Raw genomic sequence first — 24,536 nt, forward strand, 5'->3', positions numbered from 1 at the left:
TAAAAAAATAATATTATGAATATACCTTGTATCTTAATTCCTGCACTAGTAGGGTTAATCTGTGGAATCCTTGGTTACTTATTAGGGAAAATGAACTCTAAGTCAGATGATATTACTGTTTCTTTACAATCTGAATTAGATGCTTGTAGAGCCAATTCTAAAAAATTATCCATTAGAATTAGTGAACTTGAAGGTGAGTTGGCCAATGCAAAACTAAATGTTTCTAAAACTATTCAATCATTTGCAGCTCCATTAATTGTGTTTAATGCAGATCTAGCAGCAAGTATTTACGGAAAAAAAATCAAAGAGAACGATTTGAAAGTCATAGAAGGAATTGGTCCTAAAATAGAAGATTTGTTCCATAAAGCCGGTATCACGACTTGGTTAGCACTTTCTGAAACAGCAACCGATAAATTGCAAGCCATTCTAAATGCTGAAGGCGAAGCGTATTCGGTACATAATCCAGGAACGTGGTCCAGACAAGCTAAATTGGCCTATGAAGGCAAATGGCAAGAATTGAAAGACTGGCAGGATGCTCTTGATGGCGGAAAAGAATAGTTTTTGTTTTATATTAAAAAAAACCGGCGATAACGTCGGTTTTTTTATAAATCTAATTTGTTTTTTTCCCATTGATGGTGTCGTACAATTCTAAAGCATTTCCATCGGTAAGCATCGAAACAAAATGACAAATATGAAGTAATCTTTCGTATAAATTGTCTTTGACCAATTGGTGTTTTTCGGGTAGCATTTTTAAGAGCAAATTGTCATAATTAGATAGTTTGCCTTCGTATTTATTATTGAAGGCTGTGACAAATTTATCCAATAAGGTTTGAATGATTTGATAGCCAACGATTTCTTTTTCTACTACCTCACGACTCTGATAAATGTTTTTGATGCTTATTTTGATGATGTCATCCATTTGGGCTTTGTACTTACTTTTATCCATTAAGGCATAAGGGAATTCTCCTTTTAGGATGGCTTCTTCATTTTCGATAAAAACTCGTACGGCATCATTAATCAAACTACCTATAGCTAAAGCTCTTAGATAGCTAATTCGATCTTCTTTGGTTTCTAAAGTTTTGTATTTTGAAGTGTCAATGTTGTCTTTTACCAATTTGATTAAATATTCTAAAGCAAAATCCTCAGAGACCAAACCCAAATTAATTCCGTCTTCAAAATCGATAATTGTGTAGCAAATATCGTCGGCAGCTTCGACCAAATAAGCCAGCGGATGTCTTTCAAATCCAATATCGTTTCCTTTTTTGTTTGGAATCATTCCCATATCGGTTGCAACTTCTTGAAAGAAATCTTTATCAGTCTGGAAAAAGCCATATTTTTTATCAGCAATATTTTTAGTGGGTTTTTTGGGTAAACTTTCCTTTGGATATTTCATAAAAGCGCCAAGCGTGGCGTATGAAAGTCGGATTCCGCCATCGACACCTGGTCGCGAACTGTTTAAAACCGAAAAGCCGTTGGCATTTCCTTCAAAATCAATTAAATCTTGCCATTGTTTTGGCGAAAGTTGCTCTTTGTATTGCAATCCTTTTCCAATAGAGAAAAATTCTCCAATTGCTTTTTCTCCCGAATGTCCAAAAGGTGGATTGCCGATATCGTGTGCTAATGATGCAGCTGCTACTATAGCGCCAAAATCATTCATATGGTAACCGTGAACATCTTTTAAGTAAGGATATTTTTTTAAGATTTTTTTGCCGACCAATCTCCCTAACGAACGTCCTACAACCGAAACTTCCAGACTGTGGGTAAGACGAGTGTGTACAAAATCGGTTTTAGAGAGCGGGATGACTTGGGTTTTGTCCTGTAAACTTCTAAAAGCAGAGGAGAAAATGATTCGGTCATAATCTACTTCAAAGCCCAAACGCGTATCGTCTTGTTCGGTTCGTAATCGTTTTCCTTTGTCGCCCTGACGTTTTAAAGATAAGAGTTGTTCCCAGTTCATCGTGATTTTTGATTGTCGATTTAATTGAACCAAAAATACATTTTATTTTAAGATTTTTTGCAATCTCTAAAGTTGTTGTTTAACTGCGTGAGGGATAGCAGTAAACTACCAAAGTAGTACGGATAGCCCGACCGCTTTGTTGCAAAAGGGCGTATAACCACAAACAGAATTTGCCCTTTTGCAAGAAAGGGGGCACGCCCAAATTTTTAGTTTAAGTTAACTTTGCAAAAAAATGCGTGTGAGCGTGGAAACCGAAGTGGTATAAAAAGAAGAAACGGCTATTTCATATATCGAAATGGCCGTTTCTTTTTTTGAATTGGCTATTGAAGTATAAACTTGATGGCAGTTCCCCCTCCAGGAGCTAAATTTAAATCCAATTGGGATTGATTTGTGACGGTTTTAGTTTCTATTGTAACAGGATAAGGATTGGTTTTGTAATTGGCTCCTGGTCCATCTGAGTAAATTTCGGCTTTATAGGTTTTGCCTTCCTCCAAAAAGGATAATGAAACCTTTAATTTTCTAGCGTCTTTATTGCTTATCGAACCTAAGTACCAGTTTTTTTCGTCCCAATCTTTTCGGGCAATGGTTACATATTCACCAATTTTTGAATCCAATACTTTGGTGTCTGACCAAATACAAGGAACTTCACGGATGAATTTAAATTCTGGTTTTCCTTCGTAATTTTCTGGTAAATCGGCTGCCATTTGTAGCGGACTAAATACGACTACATATAATGCCAATTGACTCGCCAAGGTTGTTTGTACTTTAGCATTATTTGGTGTTTTATAATCAAAATTGAAAATACCAGCGGTGTAATCAAGAGGGCCAGAAAGCATTCTGGTAAACGGTAAAATAGTGGTGTGTTCTGGTGAGTTTCCACCATCGGCAGACCAAGCATTATATTCCTGTCCTCGTGCTCCTTCTTGGGTCATCAAATTTGGATAGGTGCGTTGCAATCCTGTTCCTTTTACAGGTTCATGATTATCGATCATGATTTGGTATTTTGCAGCGGTTTCGATTACTTTTCTATAATGGCGAACTCCGTATTGGCTGTCGTGCCATTCTTTTTTATCCAAATACTTGTTTACGTAACCTGTTTTTACGGTATTTATGCCTAAACTATTGTACAGTTTGAACGCCTCGTCCAATTGATTTTCATAATTTTTTGAGGCACCAGCAGTTTCGTTGTGACCAATTAAGCGGACCTTTTTTGAGGCAGCATATTGGGTTATTTCCTTCAAGTCAAAATCTGGATATGGTTTTGTAAAGCTAAACACATTTCCATCAGCTGTCCAATCGCCATCCCAGCCAATATTCCATCCTTCAACTAGAACTCCGTCTAAATTATTTTTGGATGCAAAATCGATGTATTCTTTTGTGATTTTGGTTGTAGCACCGTGTTTTGGTCCTTGACCCCAAGAGTATTTCTCGAGATGCATTCCCCACCAAATTCCAATATATTTGGAAGGTTTTATCCAAGACATGTCTGTAATTTTTGAGGGTTCATTAAGATTTAACATTAATGTTGAGGTAACCAAATCTCCTGGTTTTTTGCCTATAATAATGGTTCTCCAAGGGGTAACGAATGGAGTTTGCGCATATACTTTGACACCATCTGCCCAAGGGACTAAATCACTTTTATATTGATTACCGTCTTGTTTTAATAAAGTCATTGAAGCAAAATCGGTAAGATTGGCTTCGTGAATGGCTACAAATAATTTGTCTTTGGTTTCAAAAGTTGCTGGTGTATTAATGGTGTCTGTTTGGCTGATAAAGCTTTTTTTGTATTCGCTTTCGTAATAGCTATTGTCTCTATGAACCGGTATTGACCAAACTTCGTTATCAAACGGAAAAGTAAACTGAGTGATTTCGTTAGTAATTTTCACCTTGTCAAGATGAGGTTGTTTAGGAAATGAATATCTAAAACCTAATCCGTCATCAAAAATTCGAAAAATAATATCGACTACTCGTTCTTCTCCTTTAGATTCTTTTAAATGAACGATTAATTCGTTGTGATTGTCCTTGATTTTTTTGAATTCTCCCCAAGGTTGTTCCCAAGTGGTATTGCTTGAGTTTTCTTCAATAGAAACAATTTCAAAGCCATCCGTCATTTTAGAAATTCCATCAAATTCAAAGCCTAATAATGAGGGTTCTATAACTGTTTTTTGATTAGAATACAGGCTGTATTGAGGTTGTCCTGTATTGGTTAAACTAAATTTTAATTCGTTGTTTTTGTTTGGGGATGTAATAGTATGTTCTTTTGGGCTATTGCAGGATAAGGATAATGCAAATACAAAACCTATTAGGCAAAATCTATATATCGTTTTTCTCATTTTTTTTATTTGCATTGTTGTTTACTTAATTTCGTTTAATAATTGTTTTGCTTTTTCAGGTTGCATAGACACAAAATAATCAAAGACATTGTCGAGTTTTTTTTGAGCATCGGTATTGCCTTTTTTTTCTTTTCTCAAATTATAAAGTGTGCTAATATCTGCAAAAGCACTATTGGTGTTTTTTACACCTGCAAAAGTTTTTATTTTTTCGAGATAGGTATATCCAAATTCTTTTGTTGGTTCAATCATTGTACCTTCTCCAAAGTCATTCCAAGTAATTAATTGGAGATAATTGACATTGGCAGATTTTGCCATTGCGAGTGTTTGTTCAAGAGTTGTCCCGTTGTTGTGCTCTATTGTCCAGCCAATTTCATCTCCAGCACCTCCTTCTTTGTAAAAATCTTTGAAGCCAGGGTAAGCGCTTCCCATTGCTACAGATAATTTTGGAGCAGTATTGGTGTAAAAATTGGTCAAATAGGTATTGTTTTTATATACCCAAGCATATTCGCCAGAAGCATTTGTTCCTGCCGAAACCGAATGATCCCAAAGTGTCAAAAACGTTGGTTTGGTTGTTAAACCGCTAAATGCTGCTGTCCAATCATCGGGTGTGGTTAGTGTGATTGGACCAAAATTCAGCAATAATGGTTTGTTGTTTATTTTGATATAATTTGAGTCAGAAAAGTAATGGGTCTGTAAATAATTCATGTCTGTTTTGGCAGCGCTAGATATTGTTGGAGCTAAATTGGCATTGACAATATTGTTCAAAAAGCGGTCTTCGTAAACAATTGCATATTCTAAACCTACATCATCTAGCATGGCAATAAGTTGTTCTGTATTTTCTTTGATCATTTTGTAATCATTAAGATCGTAGGTTCCGTACCAATCGATTAAAACGCCATCGATTCCTGCGTATTTCATCAGTAACAAATGATTTTCGATCACTGCTTTGTCACCCGAATGGTAAGGGCCAATTAGAGGGTAGTAGTACGAAGCGATTTCTCGACGACCATTAGAGTCAATGTTATTTGGGTTTTTATTAGCCATTGTCCAATGGTATCCCCATTTTTTATCGGAACTACTTTCGTTTGTTTCAAACCAAGCCATATAATGCATGTAAATTTTGGTGTTGTTTGCTTTTTCTATGGGTACGGGTTTTAAGTCTTCTGTAGAAGGCGTTGGAGGATCTGACTTTTTATCATCACTACTACAGCTTGACACTGTTATAATGTTGATTATACCAATGCACAACAAGGATATATATCTTTTCATTTTATTTTTTTTGAGTGTTAAAAAATATCAGCCTCCTACGACTAACCAACATAGGAGACTGACAATTGATAATCTAATACCCAGGATTTTGTACTAGATTCGTATTTGTAGTAAGAACGGTACTCGGAATAGGGAAGATGCCTCTGTATTTTTCTGTTGGTCCTTTTTCCCACCATGGAAGGAAGAATGTTCCAAAGCGGATGTTGTCGGTTCTTCTTTTTCCTTCGAATGTAAATTCTTTGAGGAGTTCTTGATCTATAAAGTCTAGATTAATCGTGTCAGGCATAGTTTCACCAGCACGAGTTGTGATTTGTTGTACAAAAGGTATAGCCAAATCGGGTGAACCTAAACGCACATAACATTCGGCTTGCATCATCAAAATTTCGGCGTAACGAATCAGTACAAGATCATGATCTCTTTCCCATAATTCGCCTTCTTTCATTTCATATTTACCTAAGCGTACACCTTGGTTGTCTTTGGCATCCGATACGCTATTTACTTCTTCGGTATAAGTCAAAGGTTCACCGTTGTCCATGATGATTACCGTTCCAGTGGCTAGATTGATTTGATCTCCTGCTACCATGCATTTTTTTCTTTTATCGGTATCAGAAAAGGCCGAATAAACACCAGGTTGAGCACACATTCCGTTTGCACTCCAAGGAAAATCTCCCGTTACAGATACTGTCAGTTTGTGCAAATAATGACAAGACATAGAGTTCATATAATTTCCAACGGTTCCTGCCTTTGAATCATAAGGAATGGCAAAAATGATTTCAGGAGATTTTTGATTTTCGGTCGCAAAATTGGCAAAGAAGTCTGTTGCTAGTGTGTAGCCTGAAATTTTTTGGCACATATCAATACAATCCTGCCAACGAGCAGTTTCTATATAAACTTCAGAATTCAAATACAATCTTGCTAATAATGAGTAAGCTACATTTTTGGTCATTTTAGAATATACCACATTTGAGTTCAGGTAAGGGATAGCATCTAATAATTCCTTCTCGACAAAGTTGTACACTTGTTTTCGGGTAGAATTTGTTGGCAATCCTACATCTTCAAAGTTGGTAACAATAGGGACATTGCCAAATAAATCTAGAAGATTGTAGTAATAGTAAGCTCTCAATGCTTTCAATTCTGCATAAATTGGTGCTTTTTGATCGGTTGTTAGAGCCGATTTGTCTATTTGATAAATAATGGAGTTTATCTTAGCAATTCCGGTATAATTGTAACGCCAAGCCGAAAGAATCATTCTGTTGTCAGCTTTCCAAGTGTGTTTTTGTGCTTCTTGATATTGTCCGCCATCGTACCAGTTGGTTCCTCTAGTAGGAATAGTAGCTTCATCAGAAACTGTTTCGTTTAAGAAAAAAACATATTCACTTGTTGGATAAGAGTTTGTAATTCCGTCAGCAAATCCTCTTAACGACGAATAAGCTCCGCCTACTAGCGCATCAATTTCTTTGGTAGTTTTACCAAAGTTTCCATCTTCTACTTTGTCATATAATTCTTCATCCAAATCGGTACATGAAATAGTAAAAAGCATACTTGTGATTAATAATGCTATTATTTTGATTTTCATTTTATATATTTTTAGTTATCTATTAGCTTAATTATTTAGCGTAAAATTTAATCCGATTGAAATGGTTGTTGGTCTAGGATAGTTGTTGTATTTGTCTATACCTGGAGCTGCCAATCCTGTTTGATCGGAACCGTCTTGAGCATTTAGACCAATTTCAGGGTCAACTCCTTTGTAGTTTGTAAATACTGCTAGATTTTCGCCCAAGAGGTACATTCTAAGTTTAGCTCCTTTCCAATTTACAGGCAACGTATATCCCAATGTCATAGTTTGAAGTCTAAAGAAAGAAGCATCTTCTATCCAATAACTTGAATATTTGGGTGCACTGGTAAGGCCGCTGTTTAAGAAATCATCCGGTACGTTATAGGTAGGTAATCTGTTTGGGTCATTTAGCATCATGTTAGTAGCATTTAATGCTTTTTGACCAAACATTCCGTAACCTGAAATGCCAAGATCAAAATTTCCGTAAGTAAAATTCATTCCTATTCCTAGGGTAAAATCAGGTTGTACATTACCAAGTTCTCTTTTGTCTTCCTCATCGTTTAAAGCATCTGCAAGTATCTTGTCACCAGCTTTGTTGTAGTATAACATCGCTCCGTTTTCGTCTAAACCTGCACTTTCAAATCCCCAAAAAGTTCCAACAGGATATCCTTCGGCAATAATTTGTGAATATTGACCTGACATTCCAGATAATCCGTGTAGCGAACCACTGTAAATTACGTCGGTACTGTAGGTTGGGTTGGATAATTTTTCGATTTTTTGAAGGTTATGAGCCAAAGTCATATTGGCATCCCAAGTAAATTTGTCTCCTCTAATGATATCGGCATTCAAAGAAAGTTCTACCCCTTTGTTAGACATTTCTCCAACATTGGCAAGCATAGTGCCTACTAAATAAGGAGGTTGAGGGACTTCGTAAGTGTATAGTAAATCGCTGGTTTTTTTAGAATACCATTCAAATGAACCCGTAATCCTGTCAAAAAGACCAAAGTCGATACCAATATTTAGTTGTGCAGTTGATTCCCATTTTAAATCAGGATTTGGATTTTGTGTTGGTGAATAGGCTAAACTCCAAGAGTCTGTTACAGGGTCGTAGTAACTATCATTGCCTACTCCTAAAATAGAAAGTGATTTGTATTCGCCTATTCCGTCTTGATTACCCGTTACGCCATATCCTAATCTAAATTTTAAGTTTCCTAACCAGTTTTTGGTTCCACTCATAAAATCTTCATTGGATATTTTCCATGCAACAGATGCAGATGGGAATGTTCCCCATTTATTGTTTTCACCAAATCGGCTTGAACCATCACGTCTTACCGTGGCCGTAAACAAATATTTGCTGTCATAACTATAATTTGCTCTGGCAAAAAATGAAATTAAGTTTGATTTTCCTTTGTACGAATACACATCTCCCAATCGATAGTTGTATCCCGCTCCTAAGTTGTTATAACTAAATTCATCAGTGACAAATCCGCTACGTTGTGCGCCAAAACCTTTGTATATGTTCTGGAAATAGGAATAACCTGCCATTGCACTAATGTTATGGTTATCTATTGTTTTAGAATAGTTTAAGTAAATTTCGCCTTGTCCGTTTGTATATTCAGAGTAGGTTTTTTGGGCATAACCATCTTCATTTCTTCCTTCCATAACGGCGTATGATGGTTTGTAAGTATTGGCCTGAACAGCATTATGTTCTAATGAAACGTTTGCCGCAACAGTAAAATCATTAAAAAGTTTGACTTCGGTTTTAAAATATCCGAGTATTCTGTGTCGTTCATTATCAACGGTTCTATTGGTTAAGATTTCTACTGGATTTTCATAAAGAGTTGCATTTACAACTGAAAATTCACCATCAGAATTATATACTGGAATTGTTGGGTTTAAATTATAAGCGCGTTCAAAAATCCTGTAGTCTAATGGGTGCCATTTGTCTATGTTGGCAAATATCCCCATATCAAATTTGACCTCTTTATTTTCGCCCAAGTATTGATAAGCACTTATATTGCCGCTTAATCTTTCAAGGCCTGTCGTTTTTATTACACCTTCGTTATTCAAATAGGATAGTGAAGCTCTAAAACCACTTTCGGCTTTGCCAGAATTGATGCTCAAAGTATGTGATTGTGAAATGGCAGTTTGCTCTAATTCTTTTTGCCAATTTGTATTTGCACCATAATCAATAGCATCCATATTCCCGGTTTGGCGTACATAACCTCTCCATTGGTTTGCTGATAATAAATCTAAATTGTCCGCAACATAGCCAACGCTTGATAATCCGCTATAGACAACAGAAACCCCTTTTGTTCCTGATTTTGTGGTTATGATAATGACACCATTTGCGCCTCTAGATCCATAAATTGCTGTTGCTGATGCGTCTTTGAGAACATCAACAGTTTTAATATCTGCGGGTTGCACTACGTTTATATCTACTCCTGCAATTCCATCTACCACTATCAATGGGCTATTACTTGCTGTTAGTGAAGTTCCTCCACGTAAGCGCAATGTAGAGCCTGCACTCGGATCGCCCGAAGGGCGTATAACATTTAATCCGGCAACCTTTCCTTGCAAAACTTGTTCTGTCGAAGAGATTGTTCCTTTAACTAAATCATCCGCTTTAACAGTAGAAATAGCTCCTGTCAGATCTCCTTTTCTCACAGTACCGTAACCAACCGAAACTATTTGTACTTCGGCCAATTGGTAGCCATCATTTTGTAAATGAATATTTAATTTTGAAGTCGTATCTGTAATTCTGATTTTTTGGGTAGTTGACCCTATAAAAGAAACCTCCAAAGTATTTCCTACTGTAACTTCGAGTGTAAAGCTTCCGTCAAAATCTGTTGCTGTTGCATTTTTTGTGCCAACTTCTAATATTGTTGCCCCGGGTAATGCTCCTCCAGTACTGTCATAAACGGTTCCTGAAACTTTCTTTTTTTCTTGTGCATACGATCCTGCTGATAGAAAAAGCATCAGAATCATCAAGAACAATGATTTGTTTCCCCAAATTAGGTTTAGGGTTCTTATTTTATGTTTACTATTCATTAGAATTGGTGTTTAGTTTGATAGTTTGTTATTTGTCTAAAGTTTTAAGCGGCATCGTCGTATCAGAAATTATTTTGTCTTTATTGTCTTTTACCAAGACATGTATTTCTGTAAGACCTTGAATTCCGTCTAACTCTGAAACCAAATTGACAAATCCTTTTATTTCGGAAGTATTACCGGCAAATTCTCCTGTTATAATCTTGCTACCTGCAGTAATAGTGTAGATCAGTTTGTTGACACCCGATTCGTTGTTTTTTCTGGACATACCTAAAAAATCTCTTTGGCTGATTTGTAATGGGAAAAAACCAAATGTAGGTGGAGGTGGCGGTATGAACTCGCCTGCATACAGGATCTGGTCTCCAGAGTTTGTTGTCCAATCCTTAGCTACCATGAGGAAAACGATATTTTCCATAACATAACCAGGCTCAGTATTGTAGTATTCTTGCGGAATTAAGTCCATTCTATAAAAACCATTGCCTAAATCTTTTAGCTTGGTTTTTTCTGAAACTTCTGGAATCCAAGCTTGATATTCTTGTAGTACCCCCCAATTGTTTAAACCACTATGAAAGTGAACACTCGGAACACCTTCAAAACCTTCTTTTAAATTTGAATTGAATAAAATGCTTACTCCTTTGTCAATAGTTGGCTTTGTTGGATAAGATCGAATGAGTTCATTGGCAGTATAAAAAGAAGAAAAATCGGTGTAAGGCATATTGGCAACTTCAGATTGTTTAGAGCCATTAAAGTTTTTTAATCTAAACCAAAAACCAGCGCTGGCTGCAATTTCTTCTGGAGTTTTAGAAAAATAAACGGTAGGAGTCAAGGTAAAACTCCATATGCCATCACTTTCGTGTTTTAATTTGGCAAAGTCTGAAGAATGTTCCCAGTTACCAGCATCTGGCTCCGATGGAGACCAAATCCATAGATAAACATCTTCGTTGGGTGTAAAAGTTGTACTCGATAAATCGAAGTACCATGTTACCTGTTCGTCGTATTTATAAACAACAGGATAAGAACTCATGCTTCCTACTGAACCTGCAGATTCTTGAGCCAGAACCAAATTAGGAATTGTAAAAATAGCCAGTACAATTGTATATATTATGTTTTTCATATAGTAATTTTTTGTTTTATCGGTTAGATATTTCGTAACCTTATTTAGTGTTGTTGTGATAAGCTTTTTGGCTTTTCTATCAACTAATTAACTGCCTTTAACTTAAAAATATAAGAGACAAAAGCGGTACCCTCTGAACTTCTGATTAATTGGATCTCCATTTGGTCATTATTTCCTGGTACAGATGTTACTTTGAGTTCGTCGGTTTTATTAGTTTTTTGAGCATCACTATAGAGGTAAATGATGTTTGCAGTTGCATCGGTTTGCTGAAAACTAGAGTTGAGTTTCCAGTATCCTCTTGGAGCAAATAAAGGAGGGACATTACCTGTTACTTCATAAGTTGTAGGCTGATTTTTATCATCAACACTAAAATTGATTACAAAATCAGGGTAATTAAAAAGTGTACTTAAATTTTGTTCACTGGGCTCAATGGCATTCTTTTTTGCAAATTCATCTACCATTTTCAAGTTCATTAAAGTCCAATTTCCATTTACTTTTTCGTAAACCGTTATTGGCTCTACATAATTTCCATCGTCTATTTGATCACATCCGATGAATAGTAAGCATAGTAATACTACTAGCCCATACATGCTTTTACATTTCATAAATTTTTTGGTTTTGTTAGTTATTGATCTGTTTGAATGAATGAATCGAAATTAGATGTATAAAATCGCACAGAAAAAAAATTTATGAAAAATCAAGATAGAAATGAGTTGATTTCTTATTTAAATAGTTAAAAATAAGGTAGTTGTAAAATAAGCGCTCTTTAAAAAATCAAGATTGAATTTAGAATCAAAAACAGTTAAAAAACACAATAAAAATAATAATATTCAAATAAATTATGATTTAATTTTTAATTACACATTAATACTTTGAAATTTTTATCAAATAAATTTTATTTAGACTATATTTAACATTTAGTTGATGTGAGAGAAAAATCGAGTAAGTAAAAGCTTTCAAAAACGTAAATAAGTGGTAAAAATGAAGCTTTGTCGCTTTGTGGGTGATGTGAATTCTTTTATACTAAAGTCAAAAAAATAAATTGTAAGTAAGATGCAAAGATTGATAGTTGTATTGATTTTTATGTTTTGTACTGCTTTGTCAGCAAAAAGCATAAATCCTTCTTTAGAAAATTTAGAGAAAGTTTTACAGAAAAAGGAGTATTATATTCGTTTGAAGTATTCTAAGATAAAAGTTCTTAAGACTAGCGTTCATAAGTTTGTTATTAATAAGGAAGATAAAAAACTGTATGGAGCTTATATGCAGTTGTTTGAAGAGTATAAATCCTTTAAGTATGATTCGGCTTATTATTATTTGGAAGAAGCAAAATTAAAAGCGGCTGATCTGAAAGATCCTGTATTGATGGCTAAAACCAAAATTAAGGAAGGTTTTATTTTGCTTTCGTCTGGTCTTTTTAAAGAAGCTATTGATACTTTGAATACGGTCAAACCTGATGCGTTAGATATTGGGGCTCAGTACGAATATTACACCATAAAGGCTAGAGTGTATTATGATTTAGTCGATTATAATAAAGATATGAGATATAGTGTTCAATATGTGCAGATGGGTAATCAATATCTTAAGAAAGCGTTGGCTGTGGCACAACCTAATTCAAATGATTACTGGGCGGCCGAAAGTTTAGAGCGCATGAAACAGCAAGATTGGGTTGGTGCTGAAAAAGCATTCAATTATTGGATTAATAATTTCGAATTGCCTCCAAAATACTATGGGATCGCTACGTCTAGTCTTGGTTATATTTATTCTGAAGGAGGAGACAAAGAGAAGGCTATAGAATATTTGGCTTTGGCTGCAATTGCTGATGTAGAAAACGCAACCAAAGAGACTGTGGCATTGCGTAATCTTGCTAATGAGCTTTTTAAATTAGGAGATATAGAAACGGCTAATAGGTATGTGAATTTGGCTATGGATGATGCTACTTTTTATGATGCAAGACATAGAAAAATTGAGATATCATCCATTTTACCAATCATAGAAAAGGCTCAGTTTAGTAAGGTGAAAAGTAAAAATGACTTATTGGAAAAGATTATAATCTTGTTGACTGTTTTTGCGTTGATTATCGTTGTTTTTTTGATTATCATTTTCAAACAGCTTAAAGAGAAAAATGCATCCAAAAAGGTAATGGCAGAAGCGCTTAGTCAGTTGCAAGAAATGAATGTAAGATTGAGTGAAACCAATACGATTAAGGAAGAGTATATTGCGTATTTTATAAAAGCTTCTTCGGATCTGATTAGTAAGATAGATCACATTCAAAAGAGTACTATTCAAAAAATTATATCAAAGAAAACCGATGAGGTGATTTCGAGTTTGAAGCGGTATAGTGTAAAGGAAGAAAGAGAGCATTTGTTTCATCAATTTGATGAGATTTTCTTGAAACTGTTTCCAACTTTTGTAATTGAATTTAATGATTTATTTACAGATGATCATAAGTCGATTATCAAAAAAGGGGAGTTGCTTAACACAGAACTTCGCATTTTTGCTTTGTATAGATTGGGAATTCAAGATGCAAATCAAATGGCTGATTTTTTGGAGTTGTCAGTAGCAACTATTTATACTTACAAAACTAGAATAAAGAGTAAATCTAAAATGAAAGATACTTTTGAACAGCAAATTATGGCTATAAGGGCAATTTAGTTTTTTTGGTTGTCTGCATTGGGAATTCTTTTTTGAAAAAGTGCAAAGAAATAAAAAACCCGTCTCAATTGTAATGAGACGGGTTTTGTGATTATGATAATTTTTTTAGATTATGCTTCAAATGGAACTATAGAAACATAAGATTTATTATCTTTTTTCTTTTGGAATAAAACAACTCCATCAACTTTTGCATGTAAAGTGTGATCTTTACTGATGTAAACGTTTTCACCAGGATTGTGTTTTGAACCTCTTTGTCTTACGATGATGTTTCCAGCAATAGCAGCTTGACCACCAAAAATCTTAACGCCTAAACGTTTTGATTCTGATTCTCTACCATTCTTCGAACTACCGACACCTTTCTTGTGAGCCATGACGTATTAGTTTATTTTGTTATTATTCTTGTGTATCTTCTTTTTTAGCTTTTGGAGCTTTTTTTACTTTAGGAGCTGGTGCTTCTTCTGTAGTTGCTTCAACTGTTGCTTTTTTTGGAGCTGCTGCTTTTTTAGTGCTTCCTCCTGTAGTAATTCCTTCAATTACAATTTGAGTAAGATATTGTCTGTGACCGTTTCTTTTTTTGTATCCTTTTCTTCTTTTCTTTTTGAAAACGATAACTTTGTCACCTTTTAAGTGTTGTAACACTTTGGCTTCTACTGAAGCACCTTCTATAGCTGGGGCGCCTATTGTGATTGATCCGTTGTCATCTACCAAATAAACTTTATCAAAAGATACTTTTGATCCTTCTTCATTTGCTAAACGGTGAACGTAAACCTTTAGGTCTTTGCTTACTTTAAACTGTTGCCCTGCTATCTCTACGATTGCGTACATACTGAATGTTTTTAATAATTTTTAAGGTTGCAAATATACAATTAAATATTTAGTCTGCAATTCTTTATTTAAAAAATATTTTTATCTTTTAAAAGAATGGATTTGGGCTTGTATTTGAAATAGTTACAGTTGTATTATCTGATATGGTTAATATATTGTTAAGGCTAAATTTACTAACCTACTGCAGAATAAAAAAAGTATTTTTGTTGCGATAAAACCCCAAAGATTGGCAATAGAAAATTATTAATTAATAATCTTTATCTAAAAAGTATGAATAATGTCGAATAATACATTAATGTTAGGAGGAGTAGCTTCTACCCCAAAAGTAGATTTTGAAGAATATGACTTAGATAACGGACTACATGTAATTTTACATCATGATGATTCAGCTCCTGTTGTAATCACCTCAGTTATGTATCATGTTGGAGCCAAAGATGAGTCTCCAGAACGTACTGGTTTTGCACATTTTTTTGAGCATTTATTATTTGAAGGAACTCAAAATATAAAAAGAGGGGAGTGGTTTAAGATTGTTACCTCAAATGGAGGAACTAATAACGCCAATACTACTGACGATAGAACTTATTACTACGAAATATTTCCGTCTAATAATTTAGAATTGGGACTTTGGATGGAGTCCGAACGATTAAAACATCCTATAATCAACCAAATTGGAGTTGATACTCAAAACGAAGTTGTAAAAGAGGAAAAAAGAACCAATTATGATAACAGACCTTATGGGAATATTTTGGGAGCGGTAAAAAAACATATGTTTCAAAAACACCCCTATCGTTGGACTACAATTGGTTCTATGGAGCATATAGATGCTGCAACCTTAGAAGAATTTCAAGATTTTAATAAAAAATTTTACATTCCTAATAATGCCGTACTTGTGGTTGCTGGAGATTTCGAAGTAAAGCAAGCCAAAGAATGGATTCAGAAATATTTTGGTGATATTCCGAAAGGGATAGTAACACCAAAAAAAGAATATATCGAAGAGCCGATTACACAAACGATCAAAGCGACTTATGAAGATCCTAATATTCATATTCCGATGTTGGTGGCCAGTTATCGAACACCTTCAATGAAAAGTAGAGATGCACGAGTTTTAGATCTGATCTCGTCTTATTTGAGTGATGGTAAAAGTTCTAAATTGTATAAAAAAATGGTTGATGAGAAAAAGTTAGCTTTGCAAATTGGAGCTTTCAGTTTCAGCCAAGAAGATTATGGTATGTATATTTTATACGGATTGCCAATGGATGGATTCTCGATTGCTGATTTGCGTAAAGAAATTGACGAAGAGGTTGTGAAAATTCAAACCGATTTAATTTCTGAAAAGGATTATCAGAAATTGCAAAATAAGTTTGATAACACTTTTGTAAATGCAAAATCGACTATAGAAGGAATCGCTAACAATCTGGCAACTTATTATTTGTTGTATAAAGATGTAAATTTAATCAATACCGAAATTGAATTGTATCATTCTATAACTCGAGAAGAAATCAGAACAGTTGCCCAGAAATACTTGAACCCAAATCAACGTTTGCTTTTGGATTATATACCTACAAAGGTTCATAATTAAGAAAATTAAAATCTTAGGAAAGATTAGTATTCATTTGTTATTATTATAATTAAATATGTCTACGCAATATAACATACAACCCGTATCAGGAAAATCACCTGTAATCAATATAAAAAAACCTCAAACCATTGTTTTGGATAATGGTATGAAGGTGTTAATTGTTGAAAATCACAAACTCCCTCGAGTTACTTTTAATTTAACCTTAGATAATGCTCTTTTTACAGAAGGAAACATAAAAGGGGTCGATGAATTGACTAGTAATTTAATTGGGAATGGAAGTAAATCAATTTCAAAAGCAGCTTTTAATGAAGAGATAGATTTTTATGGAGCCGATATTAATTTTAGTTCACACGGAGCCACTGCCAATTCACTTTCTAAATACAGTGGCAGGGTATTAGAACTATTGGCTGAAGGAGCGCTGAATCCTAATTTTACTCAGGAAGAATTCGATAAAGAGAAGGCTAAACTAATTGAAGGTTTAAAGGCAGAGAAAAAAAGTGTACCTGCAATTGCTAATCGAGTAGTAGATGTGTTGGCTTTTGGGAAAAAACATCCGTCTGGAGAGTTTATGACCGAAAAGACATTGAATAATATTACTCTTTCGGATGTAGAAACGAATTATCATAATTATTTTGTTCCCGAAAATGCTTATTTGGTCATTGTAGGTGATGTGAAATTCAGTAATGTAAAAGCTGCAGTTGAGAAATTATTTGGGTCTTGGGAAAAAAGAAGTATTCCAAAAACTTCTTATGAGACTCCTATGAATGTTTCCAATTTGCAAATCAATTTAGTTGATGTTCCAAACGCAGTTCAATCCGAAATCACTTTGGTGAATACGGTGAATTTAAAAATGAGTGATCCTGATTTTTTTCCTGCTGTAATTGCTAACCAAATTTTGGGTGGTGATTTTAATAGTTATTTAAATATGAATTTGCGAGAAAAAAACGGATGGACATATGGTGCTCGTTCGAGCATTGGTGCAGGAAAGTTTTGTACTAAGTTTTATGCCAAATCTGCTGTTAGAAATGCGGTTACTCATAGTGCAGTTGTAGAATTTATCAAAGAAATAAAAAGAATTAGAACCGAAAAAGTAACTGAAGATGTGCTTAAAACAGTCAAAGCTGGTTATATCGGAAGGTTTGTAATGCAAGTAGAGAAACCTCAAGCTGTTGCTCGTTATGCTTTGAATACCGAAACTGAAAAACTACCAACTGATTTTTATGAAAAATACATTCAAACTATTAATGCAGTAACGACTGATGATATATTGAGAGTAGCAAATAGCTATTTTTTGATAGATAATATCCGAATTGTTATTGTAGGTAAAGGTTCTGAAATTGCACCAAATTTAGAAAAATTAGAAATTCCAATGTTTTATTTTGATAAATACGGAACACTTATTGATAAATAAAATGAAAGGCTGTTCAATTGAACAGCCTTTTTTGTGTTTATAAGAGAGACTATTTTTTTGCAGATAAATAAACTCCAACCAAAATTATAAAGGCACCTATACCTTGAACAAAAGTAATGGTTTCGTTGTCAAGTAATCCCCAAAACAAAGCGACTATTGGGATGATATATGTTACCGATGTGGCAAAAACAGGAGATGAAATATGAATTAACTTGAAGAAAATTACATTTGCAATCCCAGTGCCAACTACCCCTAAAATGAGAATGTACCATAACGAATGTTGGGCTTTTTCTACCTGAACAACTTCGAGAAAATCTGTAGAAAATAATATTGCCAAAGTTGGGAAGAGTAGAATTAAGAAATTTCCAGTTGTGATACTCAAGGAAGTCAAATCGGATAAATATCTTTTGATTAAATTGACATTTAAAGCGTAGCAAATCGATGCTATTAAAACCAATATAGCGTAATAATAATTTTGTTCTGGATGGTTAATGGCGCCATTAACAACCAAAAGTAAGCATCCAAAAAGACCAATAATTACTCCCCAAACCTGATTTTTATGAAATGTAATCCCAAAAAAAGAAGCTCCAATTAGTAAAGCATTCAATGGAGTCAAGGAATTTAATATTGCCGTTATCGAACTGTCAATTTCGGTTTCGGCAATTGCAAAAAGATAAGCAGGAATGAAAGTTCCAAATAATGATGTTAGCGCGATAAATTTCCATTGGTGTTTTTGGATTTTGGATAAACTTTTAAAACCGATAATTATTAGAAAAAGTGCTGCAAAAATAATTCGTAAAGAGCCTAATTGTAAAGCGCTCAAACCGATTAGTCCCTTTTTAATTAATATAAAGGAACTTCCCCAAATCAAAGAAAGGATCAGTAAAAATAACCATTTGAGTTGTTGTGTCATTTTGAGTAAATTTTAATGCAAATTTGTAATAAATTTGGCTTTTAAGGCTTTAATTTTGTTTATTTTTGTTTTAAATTTAAAAAGAATTAAATTAATCTAAAATTTCTATATATGAACTTTATAAAATCATTCGCAATTTTAGCATTTACTGGTTTGGTATTGATAAGTTGTAAAGACAATAAGGCTGAGGGAGATAAGCCAACTGCAGAGGTAGAAACTCCAAAAGTAAAAAAGCAAATAGCTGCTGAAAATTTACAAACGGCAAGTTTTACCATCGAAGGAATGACTTGCGCTGTAGGATGTGCTAAAACGATTCAAGAAGAATTAACAGAATTAGACGGAGTGCAAACTGCTAAAGTGGATTTTGACAAAAAAATAGCTACGGTTACTTTTGACAAAACGGTTCAAACTCCAGAAAGTTTAACTAAAATTGTTGAGGAAACTGGAGACGGACAAACCTATAAAGTATCTAACATGAAGTCGTAAAAGGCTTATTGGTCTTAGCAATTATATTATAAAATTTTATAAATGAAAAGCATTCGTTTTTGGCGAATGCTTTTTAATTTTCTATTAGACTCTATTGATTTTTGTTACTCAGATATAGGCTGAGTTTTATGTTTTTATAGAGGCACTATCCGCTTAGGAATATAGACTACGGGCTGTTTGCTAATTACTAAAGCCTACTTCCACTTCATAGTTTCCATTAAACGTTGCATGTCGTTCTTTAAATAACTTGCTGCTGGCATTATCGAATCGTAATTTGGTTTTGTGTAAAAATAAACAGATCCGGTTACAAAATGTTTAATGCTATCGGTGAGATAAAATTGGGAATTTGTGGCTGCATTTCCATCTACTTGATAAAACATACCATATACTTTTTTATCAGGATTTACAAATGGTTGTTCAAGTATATCGTCTGCTTTTATGACATGTTCATAGGTTAATTTTTGTGCATCTCTTAGTAGTTTTTTTATATCCCCATTTACAGGTTTGTAGGTTAAGTAAATGGTGGCTTTCATTTTTGGATAGGTAATAGAGTAACCACATTCCTTATCCTCTTTTAAAATTGCTTTTGAGTTCAGATCAAACTCATACGGACAATTTCCTTTAAATCCAACATACTCTGCTTCGGGGTAATCTAGACGTAAAAAACTAGATGGTTTTGGCAAAACATCGTCTTTACATCCTATTATAGTTAGGCAGCTTGTAAAAAAAACAACTGCAATTGCGACTTTTTTAAGCATTTTGTGTTTTATTCTATCGTTACTTTAATTTGTTTAATGCGTTTTTGATCTACAGATTCAATGGCAAACGTACAGTTTTCAAAGATTATTTTTTGTCCTTTTTTGGGAAAATTACCAAGTAATTCCAAAATAAATCCCGCGAGGGTTTCTGCTTCTCCTTTTTGTTCTTCAAATAAATCTTCATCGACATTAATTATTCGGTAAAAATCTTTTAGATTTATTTTGCCTTCAAAGACATAGTTTTTATCGTCAATTTTTGAGAAATTTACAGGAGCATCATCAAATTCATCGCTTATATCCCCAACGATTTCTTCGATAACATCTTCCAAAGTAACCAATCCCGAAGTGCCTCCATACTCATCAACCACAATAGCAAGATGATTTTTCATGTTTTGAAAGACTTTTAATAAATCATCTAATTTTTTATTTTCTGGCACAAAAAAGGGTTTTCGTAAAAGTGTTGTCCAGTCAAATTCTATGTTATTTATGTAGGGAAGTAAATCTTTTACAAACAAAACACCTTCTATTTGATCAATATTGTCCTTGTAAACGGGAATTCTAGAGAAACCTTTTTCTATAATTTTAGGGTAAATAGAAGTAAAAGATTCTGTGATTTCCAAAGCAAAAACATCAATCCTAGGACTCATGACTTGCTTGGTATCGGTATTTCCAAAAGAAACTATTCCTTCTAGAATTTTTTGTTCTTCGGTCGAGGTGTCATCGGTTGTGGTTAACTCTAAAGCTTGTGACAATTGATCGATAGAAAAATTAGATTTTTGTTTTCCGCCTAATTTAGTTTGCAAAAATAATGTCACCTCTCGCATAGGGATACTTATGGGGGAGAGTAATTTGTCTAATCCAGAAATAGGATAAGCCACGAGTTGAGCAAATTTGATATTGTTTCTGCTGGCATATACTTTGGGTAAAACTTCGCCAAAAAGAAGTAGTAAAAAAGTAACTAAGACAATTTCGATTGTGAATTTTAACACAGGTGATTCTATTGCCGAAAAAACATCTTTGCCTACAAATGAAAATAAAATGACAACACCAATGTTGATGAAGTTGTTGGCGACAAGTAATGTTGCTAAGAGTTTTTTGGGTTTTTCTAAAAGTTGAGAAATGATTTTTCCTTTAGAATTATCCTCCTGAAGGCTGACTTCTAGATCCTTTTGGGATAAAGAGAAAAAAGCTATTTCTGCACCAGATACAATTGCGGAACAAAATAACAAAATAAAAATTCCGATACAACCGAAAAGTAAAGTAAAGTCAACTTGAGAAGCTATCTCAAAACAGGGCTCTGGGTCCAAATTCTTATAAATTAGTTAAACAATTAAAACGGCAAGTCGTTGATTGGTAAGCCGTTGTTTTGAGGGTCAAAGTTAGTGTTTTTTGATGATTCAGACGAATTCATGGTTTTATTAGCATCGGGATCTTTTTTGGTATTCAAAAAAGTAAACTCAGTGACCTGAATTTCCATAGTAGATTTAATCGTGCCATCTTCTGCTTGCCATTGTCTCGATTTTATACGGCCCTCCACATAAATTTTGTCTCCTTTCGATAGATATTTTTCGCAAATTTCGGCAGCTTTGTTGCGTACTACCAAGTTGTGCCACTCTGTTGAAGTTATCTTCTCGTTGGTTGTTTTGTTTACATAAACTTCATTGGTTGCCAATTGAAATCTTCCAATACAATTTCCTCCTTCAAAATAATGCATTTTGATATCATCGCCTAAGTGGCCTATTAGCATAACTTTATTTAATGTCCCATTCATGATAGTGTGGTATTTCTATCAAAGGTACATTATTTTTTTGAAAATAATTTTGGATAACCCTAAGTCTGTAATCAAAAGGTTTTAATTGTAAACTCGAATGACATCTCCAGTAACTTGTACTTTATATTGTTTCATAGTATAAGGAAAATCACCACTAATAGCTTGTCCGGTAAAAAGGAGATATTCTTCGCTATCACAAGCACAAACCGCATTAATTCCTTTGATGGTCATGGTAGAACAACTACTCAGTTCTTGATTAGGACAAGCGGCATCAAATGCGTTGTAGTTACCGTTGCCGATATTAAAAATGATTATACCTCTAGCGCCAGCATCTGCATAATAAACAGCATTACTTTCGTATTTTAAATTAGAATAAAGAGGTAAATTGGTATTGATATCTACCGAAAAATTATAATTTGGGATGTAAGGGTTTTTATTAGAGTTTTCGTTGTCACTACACCCAAATATAAAAGGAACTGTTATCAGTAGTAAAATGTATTTTTTCATTGTTTAAAATTAAATGTAAAGTATTGGTAAAACAAATTTAAATTATTTAACTTTGAATTTGTTATCATTAACATATAAATAATATTCTAAATAAAAATATACTATCTTTGCAAAAAGAAATCCCGTCCCGATGGGATTTTTTCTATTTTAATAAATGATGAAATTATGAGCGCAATATCGTATTACACAGCTGAAGGATTAAAAAAATTAAGAGAAGAGTTAGACCAATTAAAAAATATTGAAAGACCAAAAGCCTCGCAAGCCATTGCCGAAGCAAGAGATAAAGGGGATTTATCAGAAAATGCAGAATATGATGCTGCCAAAGAGGCGCAAGGTATGCTTGAGATGAGAATCGCTAAACTAGAGGAAATTCACGCCAATGCAAGATTGATAGATGAATCTAGTTTGGATTTATCTAAAGTTTTGGTATTATCTAACGTGAAAATCAAAAATCAAACCAATGGTATGGAAATGAAATATACCTTGGTAGCTGAGAGCGAAGCCGATTTAAAAACAGGTAAGTTATCTGTTACATCACCTATTGGTAGAGGTTTGCTAGGAAAAAGAGTGGGTGAGATTGCCGAAATTACGGTACCAAATGGTATTTTAAAATTTGAAATTTTAGAAATTACTAGAGAATAATAAACTGATGCTTGTGACCAAGCAAACGGATTGATGTGTTATCCAAAAGGCTAAAGTAAAATGAGTAGTATATTCACCAAAATCATAAAAGGAGAAATCCCATGTTATAAAGTAGCTGAAGATGAAAACTTTTTGGCTTTTTTAGATATTAACCCTAACTCTAAAGGACATACATTATGTATTCCAAAAATTGAGGTGGATAAGATTTTTGATTTAGATCAGGATACGTATCTTGGATTAATGCAATTTTCGAGAAAAGTAGCAATCGCTTTAGAGAAAACTGTTCCTTGTGAAAGAATTGCAATCTCCGTTATTGGTATCGAAGTGCCTCATGCGCACGTGCACTTAATACCCTTAAAAACGATGGAGGATATTCGTTTTCAGAAAAAAGTAACTTTGAGTAAAGACGAGTTTGTAGAATTGGCCCAAAAAATCAATTCGAACTTATAAAACACAATAAAATTTTCTAAAGACACAAATCTTTTAAATTCTAAAAAAGAGATTTGTGTTTTTTTATGGCTAAAATGAATATAGAATGAAAAAGATTTTTTTGTTTTTAATGTTGACAACTTTGACTTTTGGTCAAACCCAAAACCCCTATGAGTTGATTGATGCTAAAATGGATAAAATCCCTATTGATTTAAGTACATCAACAGATAAGATTGCACAATATATCAAAAACAATTTTAAATCGGAGAATGATCAAATTCGTGCTGCTTTTTATTGGACAGCTTCTAATATAAGCTACGATATCGAAAATATGACTTCGATAGATAATACCGAAACTTCGATTGAGAAGATTGAAAATACCATTTCGACCAAGAAAGGAGTTTGCATAGATTATTCGGAAGTTTTTAAAGACATAGTAACCAAAGTTGGAATCCAATCACGTATCATTGGCGGTTATACCAGACAAAACGGAAAAGTAGATGTGCTTTCTCATGCTTGGTGTGCTGCAAAAATCGATAATGTTTGGTGGTTGTTTGATCCAACTTGGGGTGCTGGTTATGTGCAAAATAAAAAGTTCTTTAAAAAGCTAAACAATAACAATTATAAAGTTGCTCCTAGTAAATTTATCGCATCCCATATTCCTTTTGATTATTTGTGGCAGTTTTTGAACTACCCAGTTACCAATCAAGAATTTATTGACGGAAAAACACAATTAGATAAGACCAAACCTAATTTTGATTTTTCAAAAGAATTAGATGAATACGAAAGATTGTCTGAATTAGAACAAGCTAGAACCACTTTAATCCGAATTCAAAAGAATGGAATTCAAAACAATTTGATTCAAGAAATGGTTGTTTTCAAAAAAAAGGAAATAGCCAATTTACAGAATAATGCTGCAATGACAATGATGAATGCTATAGGTGAAGACTACAACCAAGCTGTATCATTATTTAATGATTTTATTTATTATAGAAACAACAGATTTAAACCAACTTTACCCGATGAAGCTATCAAAGAAATGATAGAAACTCCAAAGAATAAAATTTTAGATTGTCAAAACCGAATTTATAAAATTGGGAGTTATAATGACAATAATACCGAAAATGTAAAGGCTTTAAAGAAATCTTTAATTGAAATTTTAAAACAAATAGAAGAGCAAGAAAAATTTGTCAATGAATATTTGTCTAAAAGTAAATCTGGTCGAAAAGGAATGTTTACCAAAATAACTTGGATGGGAATTCCGGTAAATTAAAAATGCAATAAAAA

22 protein-coding genes are annotated in these 24,536 nt (G+C 33.8%); 8 read left to right on the forward strand and 14 right to left on the reverse strand.

Annotated features, from left to right (window positions below; genetic code table 11):
* The first annotated feature begins 15 nt into the window (after positions 1-15).
* Positions 16-558: a helix-hairpin-helix domain-containing protein gene (locus ABEB18_RS03025; protein WP_348797551.1), complete on the forward strand. Its 543-nt coding sequence runs from the start codon at positions 16-18 to the stop codon at positions 556-558.
* Positions 559-610: 52 nt separating this feature from the next.
* Here the strand turns inward: ABEB18_RS03025 and ABEB18_RS03030 are convergent, their stop codons facing one another.
* The 7 genes from ABEB18_RS03030 to ABEB18_RS03060 all read right to left on the reverse strand — a co-directional run bounded on the left by ABEB18_RS03030 (position 611) and on the right by ABEB18_RS03060 (position 11,881).
* A complete protein-coding gene (locus ABEB18_RS03030; RefSeq protein ID WP_348797553.1) occupies positions 611-1,957 on the reverse strand; it encodes a deoxyguanosinetriphosphate triphosphohydrolase in 1,347 nt (448 codons plus the stop codon).
* A 320-nt stretch (positions 1,958-2,277) separates the two neighbouring features.
* Complete coding sequence (locus ABEB18_RS03035; RefSeq protein WP_348797555.1) at positions 2,278-4,290, reverse strand: glycoside hydrolase family 97 protein; 2,013 nt, start codon at positions 4,288-4,290, stop codon at positions 2,278-2,280.
* 21 nt (positions 4,291-4,311) lie between these two features.
* On the reverse strand, positions 4,312-5,559 hold the full coding sequence (locus ABEB18_RS03040) for a glycoside hydrolase family 99 protein (protein WP_348797556.1): 1,248 nt from the start codon (positions 5,557-5,559) through the stop codon (positions 4,312-4,314).
* Positions 5,560-5,632: 73 nt separating this feature from the next.
* Positions 5,633-7,135 (reverse strand): RagB/SusD family nutrient uptake outer membrane protein, encoded by a 1,503-nt coding sequence (locus tag ABEB18_RS03045; RefSeq protein WP_348797557.1) that lies wholly within the window; start codon positions 7,133-7,135, stop codon positions 5,633-5,635.
* 27 nt (positions 7,136-7,162) lie between these two features.
* Complete coding sequence (locus ABEB18_RS03050) at positions 7,163-10,165, reverse strand: SusC/RagA family TonB-linked outer membrane protein (protein WP_348797558.1); 3,003 nt, start codon at positions 10,163-10,165, stop codon at positions 7,163-7,165.
* A 28-nt stretch (positions 10,166-10,193) separates the two neighbouring features.
* Positions 10,194-11,276, reverse strand: coding sequence for a hypothetical protein (locus ABEB18_RS03055; RefSeq protein WP_348797559.1), 1,083 nt, complete (start codon positions 11,274-11,276; stop codon positions 10,194-10,196).
* Positions 11,277-11,359: 83 nt separating this feature from the next.
* On the reverse strand, positions 11,360-11,881 hold the full coding sequence (locus ABEB18_RS03060; protein ID WP_348797560.1) for a DUF5004 domain-containing protein: 522 nt from the start codon (positions 11,879-11,881) through the stop codon (positions 11,360-11,362).
* 448 nt (positions 11,882-12,329) lie between these two features.
* Between ABEB18_RS03060 and susR the strand changes: the two genes are divergently transcribed.
* Positions 12,330-13,928, forward strand: a complete 1,599-nt coding sequence (gene susR, locus ABEB18_RS03065; RefSeq protein WP_348797561.1) for a SusR family glycan utilization regulator — start codon at positions 12,330-12,332, stop codon at positions 13,926-13,928.
* A gap of 110 nt (positions 13,929-14,038) precedes the next feature.
* On the opposite strand, the gene rpmA is transcribed toward susR, so the two are convergent.
* A complete protein-coding gene (gene rpmA / locus ABEB18_RS03070) occupies positions 14,039-14,299 on the reverse strand; it encodes a 50S ribosomal protein L27 (RefSeq protein WP_348797563.1) in 261 nt (86 codons plus the stop codon).
* 22 nt (positions 14,300-14,321) lie between these two features.
* Positions 14,322-14,753: a 50S ribosomal protein L21 gene (gene rplU, locus ABEB18_RS03075; protein ID WP_348797564.1), complete on the reverse strand. Its 432-nt coding sequence runs from the start codon at positions 14,751-14,753 to the stop codon at positions 14,322-14,324.
* Positions 14,754-15,030: 277 nt separating this feature from the next.
* On the opposite strand from rplU, the gene ABEB18_RS03080 reads away from it, so the two are divergent.
* Positions 15,031-16,332, forward strand: a complete 1,302-nt coding sequence (locus ABEB18_RS03080; RefSeq protein WP_348797565.1) for a M16 family metallopeptidase — start codon at positions 15,031-15,033, stop codon at positions 16,330-16,332.
* A 55-nt stretch (positions 16,333-16,387) separates the two neighbouring features.
* Entirely contained in the window at positions 16,388-17,743 is a 1,356-nt protein-coding gene (locus ABEB18_RS03085; RefSeq protein ID WP_348797566.1) for a M16 family metallopeptidase, read from the forward strand.
* Positions 17,744-17,792: 49 nt separating this feature from the next.
* Here ABEB18_RS03085 and ABEB18_RS03090 read toward each other — a convergent pair whose 3' ends face one another.
* The gene (locus tag ABEB18_RS03090; RefSeq protein ID WP_348797567.1) at positions 17,793-18,656 is read right to left on the reverse strand and encodes a DMT family transporter; all 864 of its coding nucleotides are present in this window, start codon (positions 18,654-18,656) and stop codon (positions 17,793-17,795) included.
* A gap of 111 nt (positions 18,657-18,767) precedes the next feature.
* Here ABEB18_RS03090 and ABEB18_RS03095 point away from each other — a divergent pair, with 111 nt between their 5' ends.
* The gene (locus ABEB18_RS03095; RefSeq protein WP_348797568.1) at positions 18,768-19,142 is read left to right on the forward strand and encodes a heavy-metal-associated domain-containing protein; all 375 of its coding nucleotides are present in this window, start codon (positions 18,768-18,770) and stop codon (positions 19,140-19,142) included.
* A 194-nt stretch (positions 19,143-19,336) separates the two neighbouring features.
* Here the strand turns inward: ABEB18_RS03095 and gldD are convergent, their stop codons facing one another.
* The 4 genes from gldD to ABEB18_RS03115 form a co-directional block, all read right to left on the reverse strand.
* Positions 19,337-19,900, reverse strand: a complete 564-nt coding sequence (gene gldD / locus ABEB18_RS03100; RefSeq protein ID WP_348797570.1) for a gliding motility lipoprotein GldD — start codon at positions 19,898-19,900, stop codon at positions 19,337-19,339.
* An 8-nt stretch (positions 19,901-19,908) separates the two neighbouring features.
* Positions 19,909-21,207: a gliding motility-associated protein GldE gene (locus ABEB18_RS03105; RefSeq protein WP_348797571.1), complete on the reverse strand. Its 1,299-nt coding sequence runs from the start codon at positions 21,205-21,207 to the stop codon at positions 19,909-19,911.
* 23 nt (positions 21,208-21,230) lie between these two features.
* Entirely contained in the window at positions 21,231-21,671 is a 441-nt protein-coding gene (locus tag ABEB18_RS03110; protein ID WP_348797572.1) for a single-stranded DNA-binding protein, read from the reverse strand.
* Between the two features lie 81 nt (positions 21,672-21,752).
* Positions 21,753-22,178 carry a Rieske (2Fe-2S) protein gene (locus ABEB18_RS03115; protein ID WP_348797574.1) on the reverse strand — a complete coding sequence of 142 codons (426 nt, stop codon included), beginning with the start codon at positions 22,176-22,178 and terminating at the stop codon, positions 21,753-21,755.
* 165 nt (positions 22,179-22,343) lie between these two features.
* Here ABEB18_RS03115 and greA point away from each other — a divergent pair, with 165 nt between their 5' ends.
* The 3 genes from greA to ABEB18_RS03130 all read left to right on the forward strand — a co-directional run bounded on the left by greA (position 22,344) and on the right by ABEB18_RS03130 (position 24,522).
* Positions 22,344-22,820 (forward strand): transcription elongation factor GreA, encoded by a 477-nt coding sequence (gene greA, locus ABEB18_RS03120; RefSeq protein WP_348797575.1) that lies wholly within the window; start codon positions 22,344-22,346, stop codon positions 22,818-22,820.
* Positions 22,821-22,880: 60 nt separating this feature from the next.
* Positions 22,881-23,270, forward strand: a complete 390-nt coding sequence (locus ABEB18_RS03125; RefSeq protein ID WP_348797576.1) for an HIT family protein — start codon at positions 22,881-22,883, stop codon at positions 23,268-23,270.
* An 85-nt stretch (positions 23,271-23,355) separates the two neighbouring features.
* Positions 23,356-24,522 (forward strand): transglutaminase domain-containing protein, encoded by a 1,167-nt coding sequence (locus ABEB18_RS03130; protein ID WP_348797577.1) that lies wholly within the window; start codon positions 23,356-23,358, stop codon positions 24,520-24,522.
* Positions 24,523-24,536: the final 14 nt, after the last annotated feature.

Origin of the sequence: Flavobacterium adhaerens, assembly GCF_040045115.1 — a bacterium.
GTDB lineage: Bacteria > Bacteroidota > Bacteroidia > Flavobacteriales > Flavobacteriaceae > Flavobacterium > Flavobacterium adhaerens.

Bases quoted from the DNA above. Each gene is read 5' to 3' on its own strand.
- ABEB18_RS03025 (WP_348797551.1), top strand. From the start codon at position 16: ATGAATATACCTTGTATCTTAATTCCTGCACTAGTAGGGTTAATCTGT.
- ABEB18_RS03030 (WP_348797553.1), bottom strand. From the start codon at position 1,957: ATGAACTGGGAACAACTCTTATCTTTAAAACGTCAGGGCGACAAAGGA.
- ABEB18_RS03035 (WP_348797555.1), bottom strand. From the start codon at position 4,290: ATGAGAAAAACGATATATAGATTTTGCCTAATAGGTTTTGTATTTGCA.
- ABEB18_RS03040 (WP_348797556.1), bottom strand. From the start codon at position 5,559: ATGAAAAGATATATATCCTTGTTGTGCATTGGTATAATCAACATTATA.
- ABEB18_RS03045 (WP_348797557.1), bottom strand. From the start codon at position 7,135: ATGAAAATCAAAATAATAGCATTATTAATCACAAGTATGCTTTTTACT.
- ABEB18_RS03050 (WP_348797558.1), bottom strand. From the start codon at position 10,165: ATGAATAGTAAACATAAAATAAGAACCCTAAACCTAATTTGGGGAAAC.
- ABEB18_RS03055 (WP_348797559.1), bottom strand. From the start codon at position 11,276: ATGAAAAACATAATATATACAATTGTACTGGCTATTTTTACAATTCCT.
- ABEB18_RS03060 (WP_348797560.1), bottom strand. From the start codon at position 11,881: ATGAAATGTAAAAGCATGTATGGGCTAGTAGTATTACTATGCTTACTA.
- susR (WP_348797561.1), top strand. From the start codon at position 12,330: ATGCAAAGATTGATAGTTGTATTGATTTTTATGTTTTGTACTGCTTTG.
- rpmA (WP_348797563.1), bottom strand. From the start codon at position 14,299: ATGGCTCACAAGAAAGGTGTCGGTAGTTCGAAGAATGGTAGAGAATCA.
- rplU (WP_348797564.1), bottom strand. From the start codon at position 14,753: ATGTACGCAATCGTAGAGATAGCAGGGCAACAGTTTAAAGTAAGCAAA.
- ABEB18_RS03080 (WP_348797565.1), top strand. From the start codon at position 15,031: ATGTCGAATAATACATTAATGTTAGGAGGAGTAGCTTCTACCCCAAAA.
- ABEB18_RS03085 (WP_348797566.1), top strand. From the start codon at position 16,388: ATGTCTACGCAATATAACATACAACCCGTATCAGGAAAATCACCTGTA.
- ABEB18_RS03090 (WP_348797567.1), bottom strand. From the start codon at position 18,656: ATGACACAACAACTCAAATGGTTATTTTTACTGATCCTTTCTTTGATT.
- ABEB18_RS03095 (WP_348797568.1), top strand. From the start codon at position 18,768: ATGAACTTTATAAAATCATTCGCAATTTTAGCATTTACTGGTTTGGTA.
- gldD (WP_348797570.1), bottom strand. From the start codon at position 19,900: ATGCTTAAAAAAGTCGCAATTGCAGTTGTTTTTTTTACAAGCTGCCTA.
- ABEB18_RS03110 (WP_348797572.1), bottom strand. From the start codon at position 21,671: ATGAATGGGACATTAAATAAAGTTATGCTAATAGGCCACTTAGGCGAT.
- ABEB18_RS03115 (WP_348797574.1), bottom strand. From the start codon at position 22,178: ATGAAAAAATACATTTTACTACTGATAACAGTTCCTTTTATATTTGGG.
- greA (WP_348797575.1), top strand. From the start codon at position 22,344: ATGAGCGCAATATCGTATTACACAGCTGAAGGATTAAAAAAATTAAGA.
- ABEB18_RS03125 (WP_348797576.1), top strand. From the start codon at position 22,881: ATGAGTAGTATATTCACCAAAATCATAAAAGGAGAAATCCCATGTTAT.
- ABEB18_RS03130 (WP_348797577.1), top strand. From the start codon at position 23,356: ATGAAAAAGATTTTTTTGTTTTTAATGTTGACAACTTTGACTTTTGGT.